This is a genomic window from Pseudomonas sp. FP2309 (assembly GCF_030687575.1).
Lineage (GTDB): Bacteria > Pseudomonadota > Gammaproteobacteria > Pseudomonadales > Pseudomonadaceae > Aquipseudomonas.
Window position 1 is genome coordinate 5,126,947 of record NZ_CP117439.1, and the last position, 23,622, is coordinate 5,150,568.

General features: G+C 60.1%; 21 protein-coding genes. 15 read left to right on the forward strand and 6 right to left on the reverse strand.

Annotated elements, in window-relative coordinates; all coding sequences use genetic code 11:
• Positions 1-98: 98 nt before the first annotated feature.
• Positions 99-2,276: a malate synthase G gene (locus PSH59_RS23695; RefSeq protein ID WP_305393791.1), complete on the forward strand. Its 2,178-nt coding sequence runs from the start codon at positions 99-101 to the stop codon at positions 2,274-2,276.
• Positions 2,277-2,366: 90 nt separating this feature from the next.
• On the opposite strand, the gene PSH59_RS23700 is transcribed toward PSH59_RS23695, so the two are convergent.
• Entirely contained in the window at positions 2,367-2,813 is a 447-nt protein-coding gene (locus tag PSH59_RS23700) for a response regulator (RefSeq protein ID WP_248080348.1), read from the reverse strand.
• A 246-nt stretch (positions 2,814-3,059) separates the two neighbouring features.
• Between PSH59_RS23700 and PSH59_RS23705 the strand changes: the two genes are divergently transcribed.
• The 8 genes from PSH59_RS23705 to PSH59_RS23740 all read left to right on the forward strand — a co-directional run bounded on the left by PSH59_RS23705 (position 3,060) and on the right by PSH59_RS23740 (position 12,364).
• Complete coding sequence (locus PSH59_RS23705; RefSeq protein ID WP_305395327.1) at positions 3,060-4,982, forward strand: putative nucleotidyltransferase substrate binding domain-containing protein; 1,923 nt, start codon at positions 3,060-3,062, stop codon at positions 4,980-4,982.
• Positions 4,979-5,686: a PolC-type DNA polymerase III gene (locus PSH59_RS23710; protein ID WP_305393792.1), complete on the forward strand. Its 708-nt coding sequence runs from the start codon at positions 4,979-4,981 to the stop codon at positions 5,684-5,686. Before PSH59_RS23705 ends, PSH59_RS23710 begins: the two co-directional genes overlap by 4 nt.
• 235 nt (positions 5,687-5,921) lie before the next feature.
• The gene (locus PSH59_RS23715; protein WP_248080354.1) at positions 5,922-6,440 is read left to right on the forward strand and encodes an RNA polymerase sigma factor; all 519 of its coding nucleotides are present in this window, start codon (positions 5,922-5,924) and stop codon (positions 6,438-6,440) included.
• Positions 6,437-7,405 carry a FecR domain-containing protein gene (locus PSH59_RS23720; protein ID WP_305393793.1) on the forward strand — a complete coding sequence of 323 codons (969 nt, stop codon included), beginning with the start codon at positions 6,437-6,439 and terminating at the stop codon, positions 7,403-7,405. Before PSH59_RS23715 ends, PSH59_RS23720 begins: the two co-directional genes overlap by 4 nt.
• 526 nt (positions 7,406-7,931) lie before the next feature.
• Positions 7,932-10,361, forward strand: a complete 2,430-nt coding sequence (locus PSH59_RS23725) for a TonB-dependent siderophore receptor (RefSeq protein ID WP_305393794.1) — start codon at positions 7,932-7,934, stop codon at positions 10,359-10,361.
• 62 nt (positions 10,362-10,423) lie between these two features.
• A complete protein-coding gene (locus PSH59_RS23730; RefSeq protein ID WP_305393795.1) occupies positions 10,424-11,527 on the forward strand; it encodes a PepSY domain-containing protein in 1,104 nt (367 codons plus the stop codon).
• On the forward strand, positions 11,524-11,700 hold the full coding sequence (locus PSH59_RS23735; protein ID WP_248080362.1) for a hypothetical protein: 177 nt from the start codon (positions 11,524-11,526) through the stop codon (positions 11,698-11,700). The genes PSH59_RS23730 and PSH59_RS23735 overlap by 4 nt, the downstream gene beginning before the upstream one ends.
• 34 nt (positions 11,701-11,734) lie before the next feature.
• Positions 11,735-12,364 (forward strand): glutathione S-transferase, encoded by a 630-nt coding sequence (locus PSH59_RS23740; RefSeq protein WP_305393796.1) that lies wholly within the window; start codon positions 11,735-11,737, stop codon positions 12,362-12,364.
• Positions 12,365-12,541: 177 nt separating this feature from the next.
• Here PSH59_RS23740 and creD read toward each other — a convergent pair whose 3' ends face one another.
• From creD to PSH59_RS23760, 4 genes are read right to left on the reverse strand one after another with little or no spacing between them, the layout of a single operon-like run.
• A complete protein-coding gene (gene creD, locus PSH59_RS23745) occupies positions 12,542-13,915 on the reverse strand; it encodes a cell envelope integrity protein CreD (RefSeq protein WP_248080365.1) in 1,374 nt (457 codons plus the stop codon).
• Between the two features lie 51 nt (positions 13,916-13,966).
• Entirely contained in the window at positions 13,967-15,406 is a 1,440-nt protein-coding gene (creC, locus tag PSH59_RS23750) for a two-component system sensor histidine kinase CreC (RefSeq protein WP_248080367.1), read from the reverse strand.
• Positions 15,406-16,074, reverse strand: a complete 669-nt coding sequence (creB, locus tag PSH59_RS23755; RefSeq protein WP_248080369.1) for a two-component system response regulator CreB — start codon at positions 16,072-16,074, stop codon at positions 15,406-15,408. Before creB ends, creC begins: the two co-directional genes overlap by 1 nt.
• Before the next feature lie 10 nt (positions 16,075-16,084).
• Complete coding sequence (locus tag PSH59_RS23760) at positions 16,085-16,585, reverse strand: ATP-dependent zinc protease (protein ID WP_248080371.1); 501 nt, start codon at positions 16,583-16,585, stop codon at positions 16,085-16,087.
• A 171-nt stretch (positions 16,586-16,756) separates the two neighbouring features.
• Between PSH59_RS23760 and PSH59_RS23765 the strand changes: the two genes are divergently transcribed.
• On the forward strand, positions 16,757-17,644 hold the full coding sequence (locus PSH59_RS23765) for an acyltransferase (protein WP_305393797.1): 888 nt from the start codon (positions 16,757-16,759) through the stop codon (positions 17,642-17,644).
• Here the strand turns inward: PSH59_RS23765 and PSH59_RS23770 are convergent.
• On the reverse strand, positions 17,641-18,213 hold the full coding sequence (locus tag PSH59_RS23770) for a DUF2780 domain-containing protein (RefSeq protein ID WP_248080376.1): 573 nt from the start codon (positions 18,211-18,213) through the stop codon (positions 17,641-17,643). The genes PSH59_RS23765 and PSH59_RS23770 overlap by 4 nt on opposite strands.
• 136 nt (positions 18,214-18,349) lie before the next feature.
• Between PSH59_RS23770 and PSH59_RS23775 the strand changes: the two genes are divergently transcribed.
• The 5 genes from PSH59_RS23775 to PSH59_RS23795 all read left to right on the forward strand — a co-directional run bounded on the left by PSH59_RS23775 (position 18,350) and on the right by PSH59_RS23795 (position 23,546).
• Positions 18,350-18,808, forward strand: a complete 459-nt coding sequence (locus PSH59_RS23775; RefSeq protein ID WP_348983808.1) for an anti-sigma factor domain-containing protein — start codon at positions 18,350-18,352, stop codon at positions 18,806-18,808.
• A 236-nt stretch (positions 18,809-19,044) separates the two neighbouring features.
• Positions 19,045-20,019 (forward strand): hypothetical protein, encoded by a 975-nt coding sequence (locus tag PSH59_RS23780; RefSeq protein ID WP_305393798.1) that lies wholly within the window; start codon positions 19,045-19,047, stop codon positions 20,017-20,019.
• Between the two features lie 684 nt (positions 20,020-20,703).
• Positions 20,704-21,678, forward strand: a complete 975-nt coding sequence (locus PSH59_RS23785) for a hypothetical protein (RefSeq protein WP_305393799.1) — start codon at positions 20,704-20,706, stop codon at positions 21,676-21,678.
• A complete protein-coding gene (locus PSH59_RS23790; protein WP_305393800.1) occupies positions 21,679-22,038 on the forward strand; it encodes a hypothetical protein in 360 nt (119 codons plus the stop codon). It abuts the gene before it with no gap.
• 527 nt (positions 22,039-22,565) lie between these two features.
• Positions 22,566-23,546 (forward strand): IS5 family transposase, encoded by a 981-nt coding sequence (locus PSH59_RS23795; RefSeq protein WP_305393801.1) that lies wholly within the window; start codon positions 22,566-22,568, stop codon positions 23,544-23,546.
• Positions 23,547-23,622 lie beyond the last annotated feature (76 nt).

Consider the following 23,622-nt stretch of genomic DNA (forward strand, 5'->3'; position numbering starts at 1 on the left):
AATTTTCACAACCACCAGGCATCATGTAGTATGCCCAACCGTGCACTACATAATGAAAATCTGAATCAGCGCATAAGCTCCGCAGAGTGAGGCAAGAGATGACTGAACACGTTCAAGTCGGTGGCCTGCAGGTCGCCAAAGTCCTGTTCGACTTCGTGAACAACGAAGCCATTCCCGGTACCGGCATCACTGCCGACCAGTTCTGGGCCGGCGCCGACAAGGTCATCCACGACCTGGCCCCGAAGAACAAAGCCCTGCTCGCCAAACGCGACGATTTCCAGGCGCGGATCGATACCTGGCACCAGACCCACGCGGGCCAGGCCCATGACCCGGTGGCCTACAAAGCCTTCCTGCAAGACATCGGATACCTGCTGCCAGAAGCCGCAGACTTCCAGGCCTCGACTCAAAACGTCGATGACGAGATTGCCCGCATGGCCGGCCCGCAGTTGGTGGTGCCGGTGATGAACGCCCGCTTCGCCCTCAACGCCTCCAATGCGCGTTGGGGCTCGCTGTATGACGCACTGTATGGCACCGATGCCATCAGCGAAGCCGACGGCGCCGAAAAGGGCCGCGGCTACAACAAAGTGCGTGGCGACAAGGTCATCGCCTTCGCCCGTGCCTTCCTTGACGAAGCCGCTCCGCTCAGCGCCGGCAGCCACGTCGAGTCCACCGGTTACAAGATCGTCGACGGCAAGCTGATCGTCAGCCTCAAAGGCGGCAGCAACAGCGGCCTGCGTGACGATGCCCAGTTGATCGGTTTCCAGGGCCCGGCCGCCGAGCCGATCGCGATCCTGCTCAAACACAACGGCCTGCACTTCGAGATCCAGATCGACGCCAACACCCCGGTCGGCCAGACCGACGCCGCTGGCGTCAAAGATGTGCTGATGGAAGCCGCGCTGACCACCATCATGGACTGCGAAGACTCCGTCGCCGCTGTCGATGCCGATGACAAAGTGGTGATCTACCGCAATTGGCTCGGCCTGATGAAGGGCGACCTGGCTGAAGAAGTGGCCAAGGGCGGCAAGACCTTCACCCGCACCATGAACCCGGACCGCGTCTACACCGGCGTGAATGGTCAGGACGTCACCCTGCACGGTCGTTCGCTGTTGTTCGTACGCAACGTTGGTCACCTGATGACCATCGATGCGATTCTCGACAAAGACGGCAACGAAGTACCCGAAGGCATCCTTGACGGCCTGCTCACCAGCCTGGCGGCGATCCACAGCCTCAACGGCAACAGCAGCCGCAAGAACAGCCGCACCGGTTCGGTGTACATCGTGAAGCCGAAGATGCACGGCCCTGAAGAAGCCGCGTTCACCAACGAGCTGTTCGGCCGCATCGAAGACGTGCTGAATCTGCCGCGCAACACCCTCAAAGTCGGGATCATGGACGAGGAACGCCGCACCACGGTCAACCTCAAGGCCTGCATCAAGGCCGCCAGCGAACGCGTGGTGTTTATCAACACCGGCTTCCTCGACCGCACCGGCGATGAGATCCACACCTCCATGGAAGCCGGCGCGATGGTGCGCAAGGCCGCGATGAAGGCGGAAAAATGGATCGGCGCCTACGAAAACTGGAACGTCGATATTGGTTTGAGCACCGGCCTGCAAGGCCGTGCACAGATCGGTAAAGGCATGTGGGCAATGCCCGACCTGATGGCGGCGATGCTCGAGCAGAAAATCGCCCACCCACTGGCCGGCGCCAACACCGCCTGGGTGCCGTCGCCCACCGCCGCCGCGCTGCATGCGCTGCACTATCACAAGGTCGACGTGTTCGCGCGCCAGGCCGAACTGGCCAAGCGCGAACGCGCCTCGGTCGACGACATCCTGACCATTCCTCTGGCCAGCAACACCGATTGGTCCGAAGAAGAGATCCGCAACGAACTGGACAACAATGCCCAGGGCATCCTCGGCTATGTGGTCCGCTGGATCGACCAGGGTGTGGGGTGCTCGAAAGTGCCGGACATCAACGACGTCGGCCTGATGGAAGACCGCGCCACCCTGCGCATCTCCAGCCAGCACATTGCCAATTGGTTGCGCCACGGCATCGTCACTCAAGAACAGGTGATGGAAAGCCTCAAGCGCATGGCGCCGGTGGTGGACCGTCAGAATGCCGGGGATGCGTTGTACCGCCCATTGGCACCGGATTTCGACAGCAACATCGCGTTCCAGGCAGCGGTGGAGCTGGTGATTGAAGGCACCAAACAGCCCAACGGCTACACCGAGCCGGTCTTGCACCGCAGGCGTCGCGAGTTCAAGGCTAAAAACGGCCTGTAAATGAAAAAGCCCTGATCGTGAGATCAGGGCTTTTTTCGTTGAGGTGTCCCGTCCTGTTTCCATCGGTGACCTGTAGCTACGCCGCAACGATCAGGAATCCATCCCCAACTCCTTCTTGACCAGCTTCGCCAGCTTCACGCTATCGATCGGTTTGAGCAAAAAGTCCACCACGCTCAAATGCATCGCATCAATCACATCCGGCGCTTCGGCATCGCCCGACATGATGATGATCGGCAACGCTGCACGGATGGATTCGCGCACCTTGCGGATCAGCTCCAAACCGCTGCTCGGCTGCATGCGCAAGTCGGTGATCAACAAACCAATCGAGCTGCTGGAGTTCAACAGCTCCCAAGCCCTCTCCCCACTGTCGGCGGTCATGCAGCGAATACCGTCCAGCCCCAGGATCTCCGCCAGCAGTTCCCGTGCGTCTTTATCGTCATCGACGATCAGCACCCGTTGCGGCGGTAAATCAGGTTCCAGCATCACAGCGCTCAGCGCCTCGCGCTCGGCGTCACTCAAAATATCGTGGTCGGACATACGGCTCTCGGCGGTTCTCATCACTCTCCCAGCACACTCGTCAGACATCTGTGAAACGGCGATCAATGTGCACTTCGTCGGAAAGTTTGCCTAGTGGGCGTTCTACGGGGTTTGGACGATATTCATGTAAGGTTTTTCCCTAGTCTGAGGCCATTTTCATCGACCTAGACTTACGTCCAATGGGCACCCAACGCGTAGGAGTCGACCATGCAGGACGATAACGACAAAAACACTGCGGTCACTGTTATGAGTAAAGCTGATGCCTTCGCCGAGGCGGGGAAAACTGCGGTATTGCAGAACATCCATGGCACGTTGCAGTTCCTGCAACGCTTCCCGCCGTTCAACCAAATGGAAAACGCCCACCTGGCGTTTCTGGTCGAGCAGTGCCAATTACGCTTCTTCGGCCCCGGCGAGAGCATTCTCAAACCGTCAGGCGGCCCGGTGGAGCACTTTTATATCGTCAAGCAAGGGCGCGTCGTTGGCGAACGGCCGGACTCGGCAGAAACCACTTTCGAAATCACCACCGGAGAGTGCTTCCCTCTCGCCGCGCTGCTCGGTGAACGCGCCACCCGCACCGAGCACAAGGCCGCCGAAGATACCTTCTGCCTGCAACTGAACAAACCGGCCTTTATCAAACTGTTCGCCCTCTCCAGCCCGTTTCGCGACTTTTCCCTGCGCGGCGTCAGCAGCCTGCTGGACCAGGTTAACCAACAAGTGCAGCAAAAAGCCGTGGAGACCCTCGGCACCCAATATTCGTTGAATACGCGCCTGGGCGAATTGGCCATGCGCCACCCGGTCACCTGCAGCCCGGATACGCCATTGCGCGAAGCGGTGACGCTGATGCATGAGCAACAGGTGGGCAGCATTGTGATCGTCGACAGCCACAAGGCGCCCCTGGGGATCTTCACCCTGCGTGACCTGCGGCATGTAGTGGCCGATGGCGTGAGCGATTTCAGCCAGGGCATCGCCGCGCACATGACCCAAGCGCCGTTTTTTCTGACCCCGGACCACAGCGCTTTCGACGCCGCCATCGCCATGACCGAACGGCATATCGCCCACGTGTGCCTGGTCAAGGACCAGCGCCTGTGCGGCGTGGTGTCCGAGCGCGACTTGTTTTCCCTGCAACGTGTGGATCTGGTGCACCTGGCCCGCACCATCCGCAACGCGCCGCGGGTGGAAAACCTGGTGGCGCTTCGCGGCGAGATCGGCCAGTTGGTCGAACGCATGCTGGCCCATGGCGCGTCGTCCACCCAGATCACCCACATTATTACGCTGCTCAACGACCACACCGTGTGCCGGGTAATCGAACTGAGCCTCGCCGAAAAAGGCGACCCCGGCGTGGCGTTCAGCTGGTTGTGTTTCGGCAGCGAAGGCCGTCGCGAACAGACCCTCTACACCGATCAGGACAACGGCATTCTGTTCGACGCCAGGGACGCCGTTGAAGCCGCCGAGATCCGCGCGCGTCTGCTGCCCCTGGCGCAGCAGATCAACCAGAGTCTGGCCTTGTGCGGGTTCAGCCTGTGCAAAGGCAACATCATGGCCGGCAACCCCGAGCTGTGCCTGTCGCGGGCGGAATGGGCGCGGCGCTTTGCGGCGTTCATTCGCGAGGCGACGCCGGAGAACCTGCTGGGTTCGAGCATCTATTTCGACCTGCGCGTGGTGTGGGGTGACGAGCAGGGCTGCGAGCAATTGCGCCAAGGCATTCTGGATCAAGTGGCGGACAACCGATTGTTCCAGCGCATGCTTGCCGAGAACGCCTTGCGCCAGCGCCCGCCGGTGGGGCGTTTCCGCGAATTTGTGCTGACGCGCAAAGGCGGTGAAAAAGCCACCCTGGACCTTAAAGTGCAGGGCCTTACCCCGTTTGTCGACGGCGCACGCCTGCTGGCCCTGGCCAATGGTATCCACGCCAATAACACGCTGGAGCGCCTGCGCCAGTTGGTGGTCAAGGAAGTGATCGAACCGCTGGACGGCGCGGCCTATGAAGAGGCGTACCACTTTATCCAGCAGACGCGCATGCAGCAGCACCAGTTGCAAACCCGCGAGAACCAGCCGTATTCCAACCGCGTCGACCCCGACAGCCTCAACCATTTGGACCGACGCATCCTGCGCGAATCCCTGCGCCAGGCCCAACGCCTGCAAAGCAGCCTGACCCTGCGGTACCAACTGTGAGCCTGTTCGGTTGGTTGCGTGCATCCAAGCCCGGCCTGGACGCGGCGCAACAGCGGCGCCTGGAGCAACTGATCAAGCCTGCGGCCTTGGGCGACAACACGCTGCGCAGCCAACGCTGGGTGGTGGTGGACCTGGAAACCAGCGGCCTGAACCTCAACCGCGATCAGGTGCTGTCGATCGGCGCGGTAGTGATCGAAGACGGCGCGGTGGATTTTTCCCAGCTGTTCGAACGCACCCTGCAACGCAGCGCCACCAAGCTCAGCCCCAGCGTGCTGATCCACGGCCTGGGGCCCAGCGCGATTGCGGCCGGCAGCGACCCGGTCGAAGCGCTGTTGGACTTCATGACGTTTGTCGGCGACAGCCCATTGCTGGCCTTTCATGCACCGTTCGACCAACACATGCTGGGCCGCGCACTCAAGGACAGCCTGGGTTATCGCCTGACCCACCCGTTCCTGGACGTGGCCGACCTTGCCCCGCTGCTCTGTCCTGAAGCGCACATTCGCGAAGCCGGGCTGGATGACTGGATCAATCACTTCCACCTGCAAGTGGGTGAGCGCCACCACGCCAGCGCCGATGCCCTGGCGACGGCAGAGCTGATGCTTATCCTGTTCAGCCGCGCGCGTTCGCAACACATAGACACGCCTCACGCGCTGCAAGCCCGCTTGAGCCAGTGGAAACGGCGCAAACAGGCGCCGTCTTTCTAAGGAGCGCAGTCCATTGGCTTTATTGAGGGGGGCCGGTTGCTGTGGTGCGCAGGCTTGCCCCTTCCCTTCTCCCCCCTCACCGACAGAACCCTGTCGTCATCAGGGAGAGCCGATCGTTCAAGCAGATGTCATTAAGCCTTCAACCCGACAGACGCCAATTGCGCGCACCCGACGCCTCTGACACAATCGCGAATAATTCTCGTTAGTTTACACTTCCTGTTTATTCGGTGATGCCTTGTCGTCGGTCCAGAACCCACACAGTGAGCTTGTTGGCGCGTTGTATCGCGACCATCGCGGCTGGCTGTTGGCCTGGCTACGGCGCAACGTGGCCTGCCCGAGCCGCGCCGAAGACCTGAGCCAGGACACGTTCATGCGTTTGCTGGGCCGCGACGAGCTGCGCGCGCCCCGTGAGCCACGGGCGTTTCTGGTGGCGATCGCCAAGGGATTATTGTTCGACTACTTCCGCCGCGCGGCCCTGGAACAGGCCTACCTCACTGAGCTGATGCTGATCCCGGAAAGCGAACACCCCTCCCCGGAACAACAGCAACTGATCCTCGAAGACCTCAAGGCCATCGACCGTCTGCTCGGCAAGCTGTCGAGCAAGGCCCGCGCCGCCTTCCTCTACAACCGCCTCGACGGCCTGGGCCACGCCGAAATCGCCGAGCGCCTGGGCGTGTCGGTGCCCCGTGTGCGCCAGTATCTGGCCCAGGGCATTCGCCAGTGCTACATCGCGCTGTATGGCGAGCCTTCATGAGCGTGATCGGTGCCAAGCCGGTCTCGGCCCGCGTGCTGGACGCCGCGATTGCCTGGCAGTTATCCCTCGATTCGGGAGATGGCAGCGCGGTGGAACGCGAAGAGTTCAGCAAATGGCTGGCCAGTCACGAGGAACACGCCCGCGCCTGGCGCCAGCTGGGCATGCTCGACCAGCGCTTCAGCGTGGCCTCGGGCCCGGCGCGCGTGGCGTTGTTGCAGTCGCGCGAAGGCATTCGCCAGCGCGTGCGCAAGCTCGGCAGCGGCCTGGCGAGTATCGCGCTGGTGTGCGGCTTGGCGTTGTTTGCCGGCGAACGCTACCTGCCGATCCACTATTGGCTGGCCGATCAGCGCACCGCCACCGGCGAGCAACGCACGCTGAACCTGGCGGATGGCACACAGATCAACCTCAACACCCACAGCGCCATCGACGTGCGTTTCGATGAAAAACGCCGGCTGATCGTGTTGCAGGAAGGCGAAATCCTCGTCGAAACCGGCCACAACGATGCGCGCCCGTTCTATGTACAAACCCGCGACGGCAGCCTGCGGGCGCTGGGCACACGGTTCATCGTCAAGCGCGAAGACGACGCCACGCGCTTGAGCGTCCTGCAATCGGCGGTGGCGGCACAACCGCAGGCAGTGCATCAGGAACAGATTTTCAAGCAAGGCCAGCAAGTGCTGATGCGCAGCGATGGCCTTGGCCCTGCGCTTGCCGTCACCCCCGCCACCGACGCCTGGACGCGCGGCATGCTGGTGGTCGACAACGCCCGCCTGGGAGACGTCATCAAGGAACTTGGCCGTTACCGCACCGGTTACCTGGGTGTGGATAAAGACGTGGCCGACCTGCGCATCACCGGCAGCTTCCCGCTGCACGACACCAGCCTGGCGCTTAACGCGTTGCTGCCGACCCTGCCGGTGCAGATCGAGCAGCACACGCCGTGGTGGGTGACCGTGATTGCCAAGCCTTAAGGTTCCAGGTGTTTGATCGTTCCAACGCTCCGCGTGGCAACGCAGCACGGGACGCTCTGCGTCCAAAGCGTGACGCAGAGCGTCACAAGAGGCATTCCCACGCAGAGCGTGGGAACGATCAGAAACACACCACAACAATATGTTCACCCCGCCCTATCACTTTTGTTTGATCGTTCCAACGCTCCGCGTGGGAATGCAGCACGGGACGCTCTGCGTCCAAAGCGTGACGCAGAGCGTCACAAGAGGCATTCCCGCGCAGAGCGTGGGAACGATCAGAAACACACCACAAAATATTTTCACCCCGCCCTATCACTTTTGTTTGATCGTTCCAACGCTCCGCGTGGGAATGCAGCACGGGACGCTCTGCGTCCAAAGCGTGACGCAGAGCGTCACAAGAGGCGTTCCCACGCGAGCGTGGGAACGATCAGAAACACACCACAAAAATATTTTCACCTGGCCCTATCACTTTTCGATTCTCGTTCGGCACCTAGGCAATTGAGAAATATTTCCATTCAGGAGCCGCCCCATGTCCCGTTCGCTAGACACTTTGTTGCGCCCCAGCCTGTTAGCCGTGGCCATTGCCTTCAGCGCCCCGTTGGCCAGCACCTCGCTGTTCGCCGCAGAGCAGGCGTCCAGCGTGCGCGCCTACAACCTGCCGGCGGCCCCCCTGGCGAGCACCCTGAACCAGATCGCCAGCCAGGCCGGCCTGGCATTGACCCTCAACCCGGCGCTGGCGTCGGGCAAGACCTCGGCACCGGTGCAAGGCCAGTTCGATGCGCAGGGCGCCTTGCGTGAGGCACTGCGTGGCACCGGGTTGCAACTGGAACAGAGCAGCGCCGGGACGTTTACCCTGGTGGCGATTCCTGAGGGTGTCGTCGCCCTGCCGCAGACCAATATCATTGGTCAGGGCGACACCGAAAGCGCCTGGGGTCCGGTGGACGGCTACCTGGCCAAACGCACCGCCGCCGGCACCAAGACCGACACCGCGCTGGTGGAAGCACCGCGCTCGATTTCCGTCGCTACCCGCGAGCAGATGCAGGACCGCAACGTGCAGAACCTGGATGACGCGGTGAAGTACATGCCCGGCATCGTCTCCGCCAGCTATGGCAGCGACACCCGTTACGACTGGATGCGCGTGCGCGGTTTCGAACCGACCCAGTTCCTCGATGGCCTGCCACTGCCGCGCGGCGTGTATGCCAACCCGAAAGCCGAAACCTGGAACCTCGACCGCCTCGCCCTGCTGCGTGGCCCGGCCTCGTCGGTGTACGGTCAGACACCACCGGGCGGCCTGCTGGACATGGTCAGCCGCCGTCCCAGTGAAGAACAGAGCAGTGCCGTCCAGGTGCAATACGGCAGTGACAACTACCGCCAGATCAACTTCGCCAGCACCGGCAAAATCGACGATGAAGGCCAGTTCCTCTACGGCCTCAGCGGCGTGGTGCGCGATGCCGGCACCCAGGTCGACCACATCGACAACAAGCGCTACAACATCGCCCCCAGCCTGACCTGGAACATCGACCCGGACACCAAGCTGACCTTTCTATCGCAGTTCACCCGCGACGATACCGGTACCACCAGCCAGTTCCTGCCGATCCAGGGCACCAAGATCAAATCGCCCCTGGGCGAGGTATCCCATCACAAGAACCTGGGCGACCCGGACTACGAATACTACGACCGTACCTACTACGCGCTGGGCTATGCTTTTGAGCATCGCTTCAACGATACGTGGCAGTTCAAGCAAAACTTGCGCTACACCAAGTCGGATCTGTCGTTCCAGCAGTTGACCGTAGGCTCCTACGCGTTCTCACCAGCGGACGCGGCGGGCAACATCAGTCGCTCGACCACCAACGTTGACGAGGACATCAGCCAATTCGCCGTGGACAACAACTTCCAGGCTGACTTTGCCACCGGCGACATCATCCACACGCTGTTGCTCGGCCTGGATCACCAACGTACCGATACGTCCTATCGGGCAATATTCGGCACGGCTTCAGGCACCAATATCTTCAACCCGATCAATACCCAGCCCACCCTGCGCCCGACCAATGTCCGACCTTTTTACGACTACAACCAGAAAACCGTACAAACCGGCCTCTACGTCCAAGACCAGATGGCCCTGGACAATTGGCGCTTGACGCTGGGTGGTCGTGAAGACTGGGTGCATCAGGGCACTACCTACTTCAACGACAGCGATGCGACCAACACTGACCGCATCAAACACTTCAGCGGCAACGCGGCGCTCAGCTATGTGTTCGACTCGGGCTTCGTGCCTTACTTGTCCTATGCCGAGTCGTTCCAACCAGCGAGCAATGCCGATACAAACGCGCTCACCACGTTTAAACCGACCGAAGGCAAGCAATGGGAAATGGGCGTCAAGTACCAGCCACCCGGATCCAATACGCTGCTGAGCGCGGCGGTCTACGACCTGACCCAGAAGAACGTGCAGGTGACCACTCTCGGCCCAGGGGGCCAGCAAATCAACAGCCAGACCGGCGAAGTAAAAGTTAAAGGCCTGGAACTGGAAGCGGTATCCGACGTGACCGACAACCTCAAGGTCATCGCCGCCTACACCCTGGCCAAATCCGAGGTACAAAAAGGCATCTACAAGGGCAACCGCCTGCAACTGATGCCTAACCAGCAAGCCTCCCTGTGGACCGACTACACCTGGCACACCGGCGTGCTCGACGGCTTTGGCATCGGCTTCGGCGCCCGCTATACCGGCAACACCTACGGCGACCAGGCCAACACCTGGCTGGGCAAGGCCAACGCCTACACCGTGTTCGACGGTGCCGTGCACTATGACCTCGGCCGCCTGGACAACAGCCTCAAGGGTGCATCCGTGAAAGTGAACGCCACGAACCTGTTCAACAAGGATTACCTGTCCACCTGCGATGGCAATTACTGCTACTTCGGTGACCAACGCAGCGTCGTCGCCAGCGCCACGTATCAGTGGTAACCGGCTGAGTTAACCACCAGGCCGCCCGATGGGGCGGCTTTGGTGTGTCTGAAGGCGAGAACATGAAAAGCAAAACCATCCGCCGCTGGTCCTTTATCCACACCTGGACCAGCCTGATCTGCACGGTGTTCCTGCTGCTGCTCGCCCTCACCGGCCTGCCACTGGTGTTTCACCACGAGATCGACCATCTGCTGGGTAACGAGCCGACGCTGGCGCAGATGCCCGCCGATACGCCGCAGCTCAACCTGGAGCAACTGGTCGCCAAAGCCCGGGCCCATCGCCCCGGCGATGCCATGCAGTACCTGGCCTGGGACGAGGACGACAAGAACGGCGTGATCGCAATCATGGCGGCCACCGCCGGCACCGAGCCCAATTCGTCCCATACCTTCATGCTCGATGCGCGCACCGGCGAAGCGGTGCAAATGCCGTCGGCCAATGGCGGTTTCACCCTGTTCCTGCTGCGCCTGCATGTGGATATGTTTGCCGGGTTGCCGGGCAAGTTGCTGCTGGCGTTCATGGGCATCCTGTTTGTGCTCGCGATTGTCTCCGGCACGGTGTTGTACCTGCCGTTCATGCGCCGGTTGAAGTTCGCCACGGTGCGCCAGGACAAGTCCACCCGCCTGCGCTGGCTCGACCTGCATAACCTGATCGGTGTGGTCACCCTGACCTGGGCGTTGGTAGTGGGCGTGACAGGCGTGATCAGCGCCTGCGCCGACCTGATCATCGCCGCGTGGCGCCAGGACAGCCTCAGCGCCCTGATCGAACCCTACAAAAACGCCCCGCCCTTGATCCGGCTCGCACCGGCCACCGAGTTGCTGCACATCGCGGCCAAGGCTGCGCCCGGTATGCAGCCAGACTTTATCGCCTTCCCCGGAACACGCTTTTCCAGCGAACACCACTATGCGGTGTTCATGAAAGGCAGCACCCACCTGACCTCGCACCTGCTCACTCCGGTGCTGATCGACGCCGGCACCCTGGCCGTCACCGCCATCGCCGAACGGCCGTGGTACATGGACGCCATGGGCATGTCCCAGCCGCTGCACTTCGGTGACTACGGCGGCATGCCGATGAAGATCCTCTGGGCCGTGTTGGATGTGCTGACCATCATCGTGCTCGGCAGCGGGGTTTACCTGTGGATCGTACGACGTAAGGCGGCCAGGGCATGAGGCCGCGTCAATCGAATTTCTGGAAGGTGTTTGGCCTGCCGCTGGGCATTGGCCTGCTGAGTGCCACCGGATTGTTTGCGGCGCTGTTGGGGGACGGGCTGTGGGATTCGCTCAGTTGGCTCGGTTTGGGCATCCCCGCCGTCATCGGCGCTTGGGCCTTGCTCAAGCGGTGAGATAGATTAGCGCAGCCCCTTTGGAGGAATGCCCATGTCTGCTCCCAGCATGACCCTGTTTCACAACCCCGCATCGCCCTTTGTGCGCAAAGTCCGCGTGCTGTTGCTTGAAACCGGCCAGCACGACCGCGTGACCCTGCACGGCTGCATGCCGACCCCGGTAAACCCCGATGCGCAGCTGGTGCAAGACAACCCCGTAGGCAAGATCCCCGCCCTGCGCCTGCCCGACGGCAGCGTGCTGCACGACAGCCGGGTGATCCTCGATTACTTCGACCACCAGCATGTCGGCAACCCGCTGATCCCGCGCGACGGCTCGGCGCGCTGGCGGCGCCTGACCCTGGCCTCGATGGCCGACGGCATTCTGGATGCCGCCGTGCTGGTGCGTTACGAAACCGCCCTGCGCCCGTTGGAAAAACACTGGGCCCCGTGGCTCGACGAACAGCGCAACAAGATCAACCGCACCCTTGCCGAGCTGGAGCAGGACGCAATTGCCGAGCTGACTAGCCACTTCGACATCGCCGCCATCAGCGTGGCCTGCGCCCTGGGTTACCTGGACTTTCGCCACCCGGACATGCACTGGCGCCTGGCCAACCCCCAGCTTGCCGCCTGGTACGCCGAGGTCAGCCAGCGGCCTTCGATGCAGCAGACCCAGCCACCGGCCTGAGCGATGGCGTAGCTGGCCTGTAATGAGCCCACTTGTTGTGGTGAATGGACTCTGTGTGGCGAGCGGGCTCGTCATAACCGGCTCCGTTCATCACAACAGCCCTTTGCCACACCGGAAATAGCGCGTTGATATTGCCCACCAATCGCGCCCGCTCCTGCCGATCCTCACGCAACCCAATCATTGCACCGCCTCCAGATCGAACACCAACGGCTCAGTCCCTTTGCGCTTGCCCACCCCATACCAATCCAACTTACGCGTCAGCACCATCACCGTGCCCAGCAGGCCGAACAGCAGCAGCGAGCCCATCAGCAGGGCGTAATCCTCGGCACTCAACAACCCGTACAACAAGCCATACAGCGCCGCCAACCCTATCGAAAAGCCCAGGCCGTGGGCCACGCTGCGCAGCACATGGCACACGTAAAAGCCAATCAACAGCACGCAGGCACTGGCCGATATCAGGTAGGCCAACGCAAAGCCCAGGTGCTCGGACAACGACAACAGCAGCAGGTAGAAAAACGCCAGCGCGACCCCCACCAGAGCGTATTGAATCGGGTGAACCGCCAGGCTCTTGAGCACTTCGAACAGGAAGAAACCGGCAAAGGTCAGGGCGATGAACAGCAGCGCGTATTTGATCGCGCGGTCACTCTTGAGGTACTGGTCCACCGGGTCGATGAAGTTCACGCCAAAGCTGCGGCTGTTGAAGTCTTCACAGCTGCTTTCGGACAGGCAGCCGCGCAGGGCTTCTTCCAGGTTGGTGGAGAAAAACGAGGTCTGCCAGCGGGCGGTGAAGCCCGTGTCGGTGACCTCGCGCTGCGCCGGCAGGAAGTTGCCGACGAAGCTGGGGTGCGGCCAGTTGGACGCCAGGGACACTTGGCTGGTCTTGCCCACCGGCACCACCTGCAGTTGCTCGGTACCTTGCAGGCGCAGGTCAAAGGCGAAGTCCATGGCCGCGGGTTTCTTGTTGTCCTGCGCAGGCAACTCGACGTGTACACCCTCGCCCAGCCAGCCCACCTGGCTGCCCGGCGAGAACTCCAGACGCTGGCTGCCCAGTTCGAGCTTCAGGGCGTTTTCGATGCCGCGGATATCACTGATGCCCACCGCCAGAAAGGCCGGTTCAAAGCGGTAATCGGCGTAGTTGTCGGTGATGCCCCATTGTTCGGGCAGCACAAAACGCCCGCTGATGCGGTTGTCGGCGTGAAACAGACGGGCCTGGTAAATGCCCCGTGCACGCAGTTCGGTCTGGACCTTGCCGTCGAGCTCAAAGCGCTCCGGCAGGAAATACAGACGGCCGCGCACTTCACGGGTTTCTTCGTAGCGCTTGTTGAGCTTTTCATTGAGCTTCCACTCGCGCACGGTCTTGCGATACGGCACCACCATCACCGGCCCGGTGAGGCGCTGGGCGTAACTGGAGCTGCGCGCGATGTCCATCAGCACACCGTCGCGCAGTTGCTGGCGGTCGGTGATGATGCCGTTGATCATCAGCAACGGAATCAGCAACAGCAGGATCAGCAGCGCAATCGCGCCAAGTTTGAAAAGCAGGCTGCGGTTCATGGGTCTCTCCCTGTTTTGATGCAGAGAGAGTGGGCCGCGCATGTGGGGGGTTTATGTGGGGAATGTGGAGACTGTGTGGAGATGCAGCACCACCTGCACGCCGCCCGGTACGTTGCCGATCTGCAACGCGCCGCCGTGCAGTTTCATCACTTCCTCGACAAAGTTGAGGCCAAGGCCGGTGCTTTTGCGCCCGCTCGCCGGGCGTGGCAGTGAATAAAAACGCTCGCTCAAGCGCGGCAGGGCGTAATCGGGAATCGCCGCCGCCTCGTTGAACAGGCTCACCTGCACATCGTTGTGCTGCGTGTGAGCGCTGAACCTCAACACGCCGCCGGGTGGCGTGAAGTCCAGGGCGTTTTCCAGCAGGTTACCCAGGGCCTGGCGCAACAGGAACGGCTCGCCGAACACCTTCACATCCGTGCCAATGGCCTGCTCGACATGCAGGCCGGCGCCTTCAATGCGTGCACATTGGGCGTTGAGCACCTCGTCGACCAGCGCGCCCAGCGCGATGCTCGTCTGTTCTTCCAGGCCCTGGCGTTGCTCCACCTGGGCCAGGTTCAGCAGGCGTTCAATCAACTGCTGCAGGCGCGCGCTTTCGCTGTCGATATTGCCGACAAAACGCTGCTGCTGCTCGCGGGTCATGTCGCCCTGCAACAGCTCCGCCGCCCCGCGAATCGCCGCCAGCGGGCTTTTCAATTCATGGGTCAGGGTGTGCACGTAATGTTCGACGTACGCCTTGCCCTCCAGCTGCGTGCGCATGTGCTCCACGGCGGTGGACAGTTGCTTGAGCTCGCCGCCACGGTAATGGGGCAATTCGGCACGACGGCCTTCGCTGACCGCCTCGGCATAAGCCGTCAGCCGCCTTAATGCGACGCTCAGCCACCATGACAACAACGCCCCCAGCAGCAAGCCGAGGACCACCAACCCCGCGCCGTACCACAGCAGGCGCCGCTCGGTGCGGTCGACATAAGGCTGCAGCGAGCTGTTGGGCTTGGCCACGGTGACCACGCCGATGATCTGGCCGTTGTCGCGGATCGGCGCGCCCACGTGCATCACCGACGAGGTGGCGTCCTGCGCGTTGCTGCGGGTGGAGCGCGCGCCGTACTCGCCGCGCAGGGTCAGGTATACATCGTTCCATTTGGAGTAGTCCTGCCCCACCGCTTCGCCGCTGGAGTCGAGCAACACGATGCCTTTGGCGTCGGTCACGTAGATACGGTGGTTGACCTGGTTTTTCGGCAGGCCCCAGATGGTCGCGCCCGGCTGGCGATTGCCATACGCCTTGAGCACCTGCGGCCAGTGGCTTTGGCCCAGGGTGTGATGCTTTACGTCGTCACGCAGGATCTCGGCCAGCAGGTTGGCGGTGTCCACCAGGGTTTCTTCGGTGGACTGACGCACACCGGGGCGGATTTCCTTCATCACCGTGCTGAGCACAAAGTAACCGGTGAGGCCGATAAACAGCGCATACACCAGGAAAATCCGCAGCCCCAGGCGCATCAGCTGCTGCTCGGGCTGTAGCTGTAACCGAGGCCGCGATGGGTCTGGATCGGCTCGGCGTCCGCCGCCACAGCGCGCAGTTTGCTACGCAGGCTTTTGATATGGCTGTCGATATTGCGCTCGTACCCGGCGTCCGCCGGCACGCCCACCGCATCCAGTAATTGCTCGCGGCTGAACACACGCTCGGGTTGTTCCAGCAGGCTTTGCAGCAGGCGGAACTCATGGCGCGTGAGGCTCAACGGTTGGCTGCGGTAGGTGATCTGCATGCGTTCCAGGTCCACCTGGAACACTGCCGTCACCACACCGGGGCCTACGCGCTTGAGGATGGCCTTGACCCGCGCCGCCACTTCCCGGGGGCTGAACGGCTTGACCACATAATCGTCGGCACCGATCTCCAGCCCCACCACCCGATCAATCTCGCCATCCCGGGCGCTGAGAAACATCACCGGCACCTCGCTGAAACGGCGCAATTGCTTGCAGGTTTCAAAACCGCTGATGTCGGGCAGGCCGATGTCGAGGATGATCAGGTCGGCCGGGCTCTGGCGCTGATGGGCCAGGGCCTCCTGGCCCAGACTCAGCCAGGTGGTGCTGAAGCCTTCGCCTTGCAGGGCGAATATCAGCGTATCGGCTATCGCCGCTTCGTCTTCGACAATCAGGATGTGGGGCATTTGGGGTCTGTCAGCAGTCCGGTTTGTCGGCAGTGTACCGACGGGCCGGGTTTACCGCAGCGCCGAACTCACGCAGGGCCTTGGCGCCGATCAGCAGCGGGTAGTTGAAGCCGCTGCGGTCGGTGAGGTTGACCTCTACGGTGCGTTTGACGTCGCCGAGGCACATTTCCAGGTCGATCACCGGGCGCTTGGCCACGGTGGCTTCGTCTTTTTCGTCGTCTTCGTCGGCGCGGCTCTTGATCTTGCTGATGCGCGAGACTTTGTGTTCGTAGACCTTGTTGGAGGCGTCCTTGCCGCCGAGACGGAAACGCACCCAGTCGTCGCCATCACGGGTGAAGGTTTCGATATCGCGGGCCGACAGCGAAGCGGTCAGCGCGCCGGTGTCCATCTTGGCCTTGAAGGTTTCGCCGATCTCCGGCAACTGGATGTATTCGTAGCGACCGTAGAGGGTCGGTTCGGCGGCCATGACAGGCAGCGCAGCGAGAGCGAGCAGGGCAAGGATAGATTTCACGTAGGAGGGTTCCTTGAATTAAGTAGGCGAATTCTAGACCGCAACCACGGTACTAAGTTAGTGCCCCAGCATAACCGGCACATTGTGAAACATTCGTCCGGCGCTTTGCGATTTGGCCTCTGGACCCAGCTCTCTTATCATGGCCCGCCCACACGATTCCAAGAGTTGCTTATGCGCCGCCTGCTCACCGGCTGTCTGGTCACCCTGCTGCTGTTACTCAATACGCTGATCCTGATCGGCCCCTTGATGGTGTTCGCCCTGCTCAAGCTGGTGGCGCCGGGTCGCTTTCGCGACTACATGTCAGGGGCGGTGATGTGGATCGCCGAAACCTGGGCCGAGATCGACAAACTGATCTTCGCCCTGTGCATTCCCACCCAGTGGGATATTCGCGGCGGCGAGGACCTGCGAGGCGACACCTCCTACCTGGTCATCAGCAACCACCAATCCTGGGTGGATATCCCGGCGCTGATCCAGGCCCTCAACCGACGCACGCCGTTCTTCAAATTCTTCCTGAAAAAAGAGCTGATCTGGGTGCCGTTCCTGGGCTTGGCGTGGTGGGCACTGGATTACCCGTTCATGAAGCGCTACACCAAGGCGTTCCTGGCCAGGCACCCGGAGTTGGCGGGGCAGGATCTGAAAATCACCAAGCAGGCGTGCGAGCTGTTCAAGCGCCAGCCGGTGACGGTGGTCAATTACCTGGAAGGGACACGGTTCAGCGAAGCCAAGCACACGCAGCAAGCATCGCCATTCAGGCGGCTGCTCAAGCCCAAGGCGGGCGGCGTGGCGTTTGTGCTGGCGGCGATGGGCGAGCAGTTGGATGCGATTCTGGATGTGACCGTGGTTTACCCGCAGCAGAAGATTCCGGGGTTCTGGGACTTGATCAGCGGCGCGGTGCCGAAGGTGATCATCGACATCCGGACCCGTGAGCTGGACCCGGCGTTGTGGCAAGGAGATTACGAGAACGACCCGGCGTTTCGCCAGACCGTCCAGAACTGGGTCAACCAGCTCTGGAACGAGAAAGACGCGCGCATCGAGCAGTTGCGCGCAGAGACGCTTTAGCTGCCGGTACCCCAGGCTTGGGCCAGTTTGCCCAACACCGAACTGTTGGCACCCTGGCTGCCCAGGTACTGCAGGATCACCGGGGCAAATTGACCGATCATGCCGCTGTCCATGCCCAAGGCGCTGAACGCGGTGTTCAGGTCATTGGTGTCTTTCACGTTGCCGAGCAGGCCCTCCAGGCCGCTGGTCTTGCTGCCGCCGGTCTGGCCAAGCAACCCGCTCAAGGCGCCGAGGCTGCCCAATGCGTTGTTACCCGACAGTTGGTCGAGGCCCGGCACGCTGTTGCCCAGTTGCGAATAGTCGTTGCCGCTGAGTTTGTTCTTCGCCAGGCCCAGCATCGCGCCGGTACCGCCAACGGCCTGTTCAGGGGTGATGTTGAGTTGCGAGGTCAGCGCGCCCAGCAGCCCGGCCGTCTCGGACGACGGTGCGGCGGCCGCGGCCTTGTTGGTGCCGCCCTGCATGCCGGAGATGGCATTGGCCGCATCGCCGAGGCTGAACCCTGCGGCAAACACCGGGCCGGCCGCCAGGGTCATGAGGCAGGAAAGGGCGAAACCGCGTGAAATCTTCATTGGAACAACCTCTGGATATAGGGGCGAGAGCAGGCGTTGGACTGGGTATCCCGTGCATTGTTCCGGATCGTCGCAGGAACCCAATGGCAGGATCAGAGTCCATGGAATGACTCCAAAACTTGTCAGGAACTGCTTTATGAGCGCCACACGCCCCCAAGTGATTGAGCAAAAACCTCCCTTCTGGAATCGTCCGCGCCTGTTTGTCGGCGTCTTTGTAGCGGTGATCGCCGGTCTCGGCGGCGCGTTCTACACCCAGGACAACGTCGAGTCCGCCGCCACGCTGGTGACCACGACCCAGCAACCGGCTGCGCAAGTCATGGCGCACAAGGACTACCTGCAAATTGAACCCATCGCCACCGCGACACCCGCACCGGATCAAAGCCTGGAACTGTGGGCCATACCCGAAGGCGGCAAGCCGGTGTCGTTGGGGCTTTTGCCCGAAGACGGCCAGGGCATCATCGGTTTGAACCCGCGCCAGCAGGCGTCCATCAGCAAACCGGTGGAATTGATGGTGAGTTCGGAGGCCAAAGGCGGGTCGGTGAGCAAACAGCCGACGGGGCCGACGGTGTACCAAGGCGCGCTGGCCACGCGCTGACGCCCGTTCCCCAAACACCACTAATCCCCTGCGTCCAGGATTGACCTGCGCAGGGCGACTCCAATATGTGAGCGGTGTGATTGCCTGGATGTGATCCGCCGACAGCTACAAGCGTAGGCATCGCCCTGTACTTGCGTAGTCCATTTCCCAAACACTCCAAACCCCCCTGACCGCTGCTTACGCCCCCTGCGGCGCCTTCATATAGTCGTGCGCCACAGTTTCTGGAGGTGTACGCGATGCAGGGAGCCTATGCATTTATCAACGAGCGGCCGCAGCTTTATCCGATGCTCAAACTAAGCCTTTCGCTCAACCCTCATAGTCAAACCAAGTTCGATATTCTCAACCAACACATCCGCAATGTCGTGGTATTGCCGGGGCAGTTGGTGATCATTCCTGATGCGCACACAGCGTCGTGCACCGCAGAGGAAGCACGATTGATGCGCTCGGCACAGAACATAAAACAGGCATTGCTGGCGCATTCCGCGGCTGATCAATTCTTGATCAAAAATTACGATCAGATGCAAGCCATCATGTCCCATGCCTCCCTTGGGATCGGCAGCGCCAGCAGCGCATGGAGCAAGCACTTGGCGCAGATCGAGCAGACGCTCAAGGAAATTGACGAGCTGCATAAGCAGTACTTACGCAAGGGGACTACGGCGGCAAGGGATGAGTTTCTGGTGAAACGCAGCGCGTTGTTCGCGAGACTGGATGGTCAACTTTCGGGATTGGCACGGCTGGGAACGGGCCTGAGAACCGACGGTTCGATTAAAAAGATGCTGGGGATTTCCACTAGAAGCTATTGGCAACATGGGGAAATTCGAGGGTACGAAGAGACAGTCGAGCGTATCGCCAAAGCTTCGCAGATACTGAAAAAAGGGACTTACATCGGTGTCGCGCTGGATATCGGAGCGACTGCGCTTGAGATAGAGGAGGCATGTTCTACCGGACGCAAGCAAGCATGTACCCAGGCAAAGTACGTTGAAGGAGGCAAGCTGGTGGCTGGCGTGGGTGGCTCCTACTTGGGAGGGAAACTGGGTGCTTCCGTCGGCATCGGCGCCTGCATGATTTTTTTTGGAATACCTACGGCAGGCGCCGGAGCCTTAGCATGTGCCATTGCCGGCGGTACAGCAGGCGGACTTGCTGGCGGTGCACTGGGAATTGGACTAGCGGAAAACACAGGCAAATTTCTCTATAAGACTGTGAGGAACTAAATGGTCTTGGTCTATTTGGGCATTGGCTCGGTCGTTCTAATGCTACTGTGCTTCGTACTGATCTTTTGCGCCATGTACAAAAAGCTCGATGCTGCGGAACACTATGTGCGATACAGCAGCTATCTTGTCGCGCACAAACATATCTTTCGCCATGCAGACTTTGAAGGACGGCCCCAACGCGTATTCGCCATGGCAACTATTATTCTCATCCCAAAAGTACTTCAATGGAGAGGTTTGGTACTTATTGAAGACGTTAAAAAAATACCCAAGCCTCTCAAGTACTGGATGGTCATACCACCCCTCATTACCTGCATATCATTTATCGGCATGTTTATCAGTTGGCTTTTTATAGAAGTTTAATCCGCGATAAAACAAGTACGTTCCTTAGTAGGCTCCACCTGACTGGGAATACCGATCTTACCGCCCACACACACCCGAGTTGAGCATCATGACTAGAGCTTCGGCCCGGAACCATCGCCCTCCAGGACTTACTCTGCTCTGCGCCACTTCATTGCGTGACGGGTGTGATTGCCTGGATGTGATCCCCCGACAGCTACAAGCGTAGGCATCGCCCTGTACTTGCGTAGTCCATTTCCCAAACACTCCAAACACCCCTGACCGCTGCTTACGCCCCCTGCGGCGCCTTCATATAGTCGTGCGCCACAGTTTCTGGAGGTGTACGCGATGCAGGGAGCCTATGCATTTATCAACGAGCGGCCGCAGCTTTATCCGATGCTCAAACTGAGCCTTTCGCTCAATCCAACCCGCCAAACCAAGTTCGACATCCTCAACCAGCACATTCGCAATGTCGTGGTATTGCCGGGGCAGTTGGTGATCATTCCTGATGCGCACACAGCGTCGTGCACCGCAGAGGAAGCACGATTGATGCGCTCGGCACAGAACATAAAACAGGCATTGCTGGCGCATTCCGCGGCTGATCAATTCTTGATCAAAAATTACGATCAGATGCAAGCCATCATGTCCCATGCCTCCCTTGGGATCGGCAGCGCCAGCAGCGCATGGAGCAAGCACTTGGCGCAGATCGAGCAGACGCTCAAGGAAATTGACGAGCTGCATAAGCAGTACTTACGCAAGGGGACTACGGCGGCAAGGGATGAGTTTCTGGTGAAACGCAGCGCGTTGTTCGCGAGACTGGATGGTCAACTTTCGGGATTGGCACGGTTGGGAACGGGCCTGAGAAACGACGGTTCGATTAAAAAGATGCTGGGGATTTTCACTAAAAGCTATTGGCAACATGGGGAAATTCGAGGGTACGAAGAGACAGTCAAACGAGTAGCCAAGGCTTCAGAAATGTTGAAAAAAGGCACTTATATTGGGATTGCTCTGGATATTGGGGCGACCACGCTGGAGATAGCCGAGGCATGCTCTACCGGACGCGAGCAAGCATGTACTCAGGCAAAGTATGTTGAAGGAGGCAAATTGGTGTTTGGCGTTGGCAGTGCATACGCAGGAGGAAAGATCGGGGCGGCTATCGGGATCGGTGCCTGCGCACTTGTTTTTGGCATACCTACAGCAGGCGCTGGGGTCTTGGCCTGCGCAATCATAGGGGGCGCGGCCGGAGGACTTGCCATAGGCTCGGCCGGGAGCAACCTGGGTAAAGAAGCGGGCACATTTCTGTACAAAAGTTGGGGAAAATAAATGGATCCGTTATCTATCGGCATGTTTTCAGGCGCCATCATGCTACTCAGCCTCCCGCTCAACTTTTATGTCATGTTCGATAAACTCGACGCAGCCGAACACCATCTGCAATACAGCGCATACATTGTTGGGGTTCGACAGACTCTGTGCAGTCTTCCCTTTGAAGGCAGGCACGTGCGCTTATATGTCATGGCCATGGTCATTCTTATGCCAAGTTTATTTCAATGGAGACATCTGGCATTCACGAAGGACGTTGAAAAGATTCCAAGGCGCCTCAAATACTGGATGGTCACGCCATCACTCATAACCCATCTATCAGCCCTGACTATGTTTATCAGTTGGCTTTTTATAGAAGTCTAACCTGCGACAAAACAAGGGCGCCCCTTAGTCGCCTTCATCCAACTACGAATAGCGACATCACCGGCCACGCGAACCACATCCATCCGAGTTGAGCACGGTGACCGGGGCTTCGGCCCGGTACCATACATGGGGATACAAGGATATGAAGAGACAGTCAAACGAGTAGTCAAGGCTTCAGAAATGTTGAAGAAAGGCACTTATATTGGGATTGCTCTGGATATTGGGGCGACCACGCTGGAGATAGCCGAGGCATGCTCTACCGGACGCGAGCAAGCATGTACTCAGGCAAAGTACGTTGAAGGTTCCAAGTTGGTGTTTAGCGCTGGTGGTGCATCCGTGGGTGGATCGATTGGGATCCCCATCGGTATCTCCGCCTGCATGATTGTGTTTGGCATCCCGACAGCGGGCGCTGGCGCATTGGCATGTGCACTCGTAGGCGGTGCCGCAGGTGGATTAGCCTTAGGGAAATCCTGAAAAAGACTTCCTGATTTGGCAAAATCTCCGGACACCAATCGCCGAGCTTTTCAATGAAGCAAATGACCTTCGCCGATGCCGAGTACGCCGGTAAGCGCAAGCAGACCCGCAAGGAATTGTTCCTGATCGAGATGGATCGTGTCGTACCCTGGAAGGGTTTGATTGCCCTGATCGAACCTCATTACCCGACGGGCGAAGGGGGGCGTCCGGCCTATCCTTTGATGGCGATGCTGCGGGTTCATCTCATGCAGAACTGGTTCGGTTACAGCGATCCTGCGATGGAAGAAGCGCTGTACGAGACGACGATCTTGCGCCAGTTTTCAGGTCTGAGCCTGGAGCGGATCCCAGATGAAACTACCATCCTCAACTTCCGTCGCCTGCTGGAAAAGCACGAGTTGGCCGCTGGTATTCTCGGCGTGATCAATGGCTATCTGGGCGACCGTGGCTTGTCGCTGCGACAAGGCACCATCGTCGATGCCACGCTGATTCATGCGCCCAGTTCGACCAAGAACAAGGACGGCAAACGCGACCCTGAGATGCATCAAACCAAGAAAGGTAACCAGTATTACTTCGGTGCCAAAGCTCACATTGGTGTCGACGATGAGTCAGGGCTGGTGCACAGCGTGGTGGTCACTGCGGCCAACGTCGCGGACATAACCCAAGTCGACAAACTGCTACACGGTGCTGAGAACGTGGTCTGCGCCGATGCAGGCTATACCGGTGTCGAGAAGCGCGAAGAGCATGCGGGACGCCACGTCATCTGGCAGATTGCAGCCCGGCGCAGTACCTACAAAAAACACGGTAAACGCAGCGCGCTGTACAAAGCGATGCGCAAGATCGAGAAAGCCAAGGCCCAGGTTCGCGCCAAGGTTGAGCATCCATTTCGAGTGATCAAGCGTCAGTTTGGTTATACGAAAGTGCGTTTCCGAGGCTTGGTGAAAAACACTTCTCAGATGGTGACGCTGTTCGCCCTGTCGAACCTTTGGATGGCGCGTCGATATTTGCTCTCCAGCGCAGGAGAGGTGCGTCCGTAATGAGGGAAATAGCTGCTGCGAGGAGCGTTCAGCGGAAAAAATGGATGGAATAGGCGGCAGACGTGATCGGTTTTGA

Excerpts from the sequence above, each read along its gene's own strand:
- PSH59_RS23700 (WP_248080348.1), bottom strand. The coding sequence starts at position 2,813 with ATGTCCGACCACGATATTTTGAGTGACGCCGAGCGCGAGGCGCTGAGC.
- PSH59_RS23770 (WP_248080376.1), bottom strand. The coding sequence starts at position 18,213 with ATGAAGATTTCACGCGGTTTCGCCCTTTCCTGCCTCATGACCCTGGCG.
- PSH59_RS23740 (WP_305393796.1), top strand. The coding sequence starts at position 11,735 with ATGTCTGCTCCCAGCATGACCCTGTTTCACAACCCCGCATCGCCCTTT.
- creB (WP_248080369.1), bottom strand. The coding sequence starts at position 16,074 with ATGCCCCACATCCTGATTGTCGAAGACGAAGCGGCGATAGCCGATACG.
- PSH59_RS23695 (WP_305393791.1), top strand. The coding sequence starts at position 99 with ATGACTGAACACGTTCAAGTCGGTGGCCTGCAGGTCGCCAAAGTCCTG.
- PSH59_RS23730 (WP_305393795.1), top strand. The coding sequence starts at position 10,424 with ATGAAAAGCAAAACCATCCGCCGCTGGTCCTTTATCCACACCTGGACC.
- PSH59_RS23780 (WP_305393798.1), top strand. The coding sequence starts at position 19,045 with ATGCAGGGAGCCTATGCATTTATCAACGAGCGGCCGCAGCTTTATCCG.
- PSH59_RS23785 (WP_305393799.1), top strand. The coding sequence starts at position 20,704 with ATGCAGGGAGCCTATGCATTTATCAACGAGCGGCCGCAGCTTTATCCG.
- PSH59_RS23705 (WP_305395327.1), top strand. The coding sequence starts at position 3,060 with ATGAGTAAAGCTGATGCCTTCGCCGAGGCGGGGAAAACTGCGGTATTG.
- creC (WP_248080367.1), bottom strand. The coding sequence starts at position 15,406 with ATGCGCCTGGGGCTGCGGATTTTCCTGGTGTATGCGCTGTTTATCGGC.
- PSH59_RS23720 (WP_305393793.1), top strand. The coding sequence starts at position 6,437 with ATGAGCGTGATCGGTGCCAAGCCGGTCTCGGCCCGCGTGCTGGACGCC.
- PSH59_RS23725 (WP_305393794.1), top strand. The coding sequence starts at position 7,932 with ATGTCCCGTTCGCTAGACACTTTGTTGCGCCCCAGCCTGTTAGCCGTG.
- PSH59_RS23735 (WP_248080362.1), top strand. The coding sequence starts at position 11,524 with ATGAGGCCGCGTCAATCGAATTTCTGGAAGGTGTTTGGCCTGCCGCTG.
- PSH59_RS23795 (WP_305393801.1), top strand. The coding sequence starts at position 22,566 with ATGAAGCAAATGACCTTCGCCGATGCCGAGTACGCCGGTAAGCGCAAG.
- creD (WP_248080365.1), bottom strand. The coding sequence starts at position 13,915 with ATGAACCGCAGCCTGCTTTTCAAACTTGGCGCGATTGCGCTGCTGATC.
- PSH59_RS23765 (WP_305393797.1), top strand. The coding sequence starts at position 16,757 with ATGCGCCGCCTGCTCACCGGCTGTCTGGTCACCCTGCTGCTGTTACTC.
- PSH59_RS23790 (WP_305393800.1), top strand. The coding sequence starts at position 21,679 with ATGGATCCGTTATCTATCGGCATGTTTTCAGGCGCCATCATGCTACTC.
- PSH59_RS23775 (WP_348983808.1), top strand. The coding sequence starts at position 18,350 with ATGAGCGCCACACGCCCCCAAGTGATTGAGCAAAAACCTCCCTTCTGG.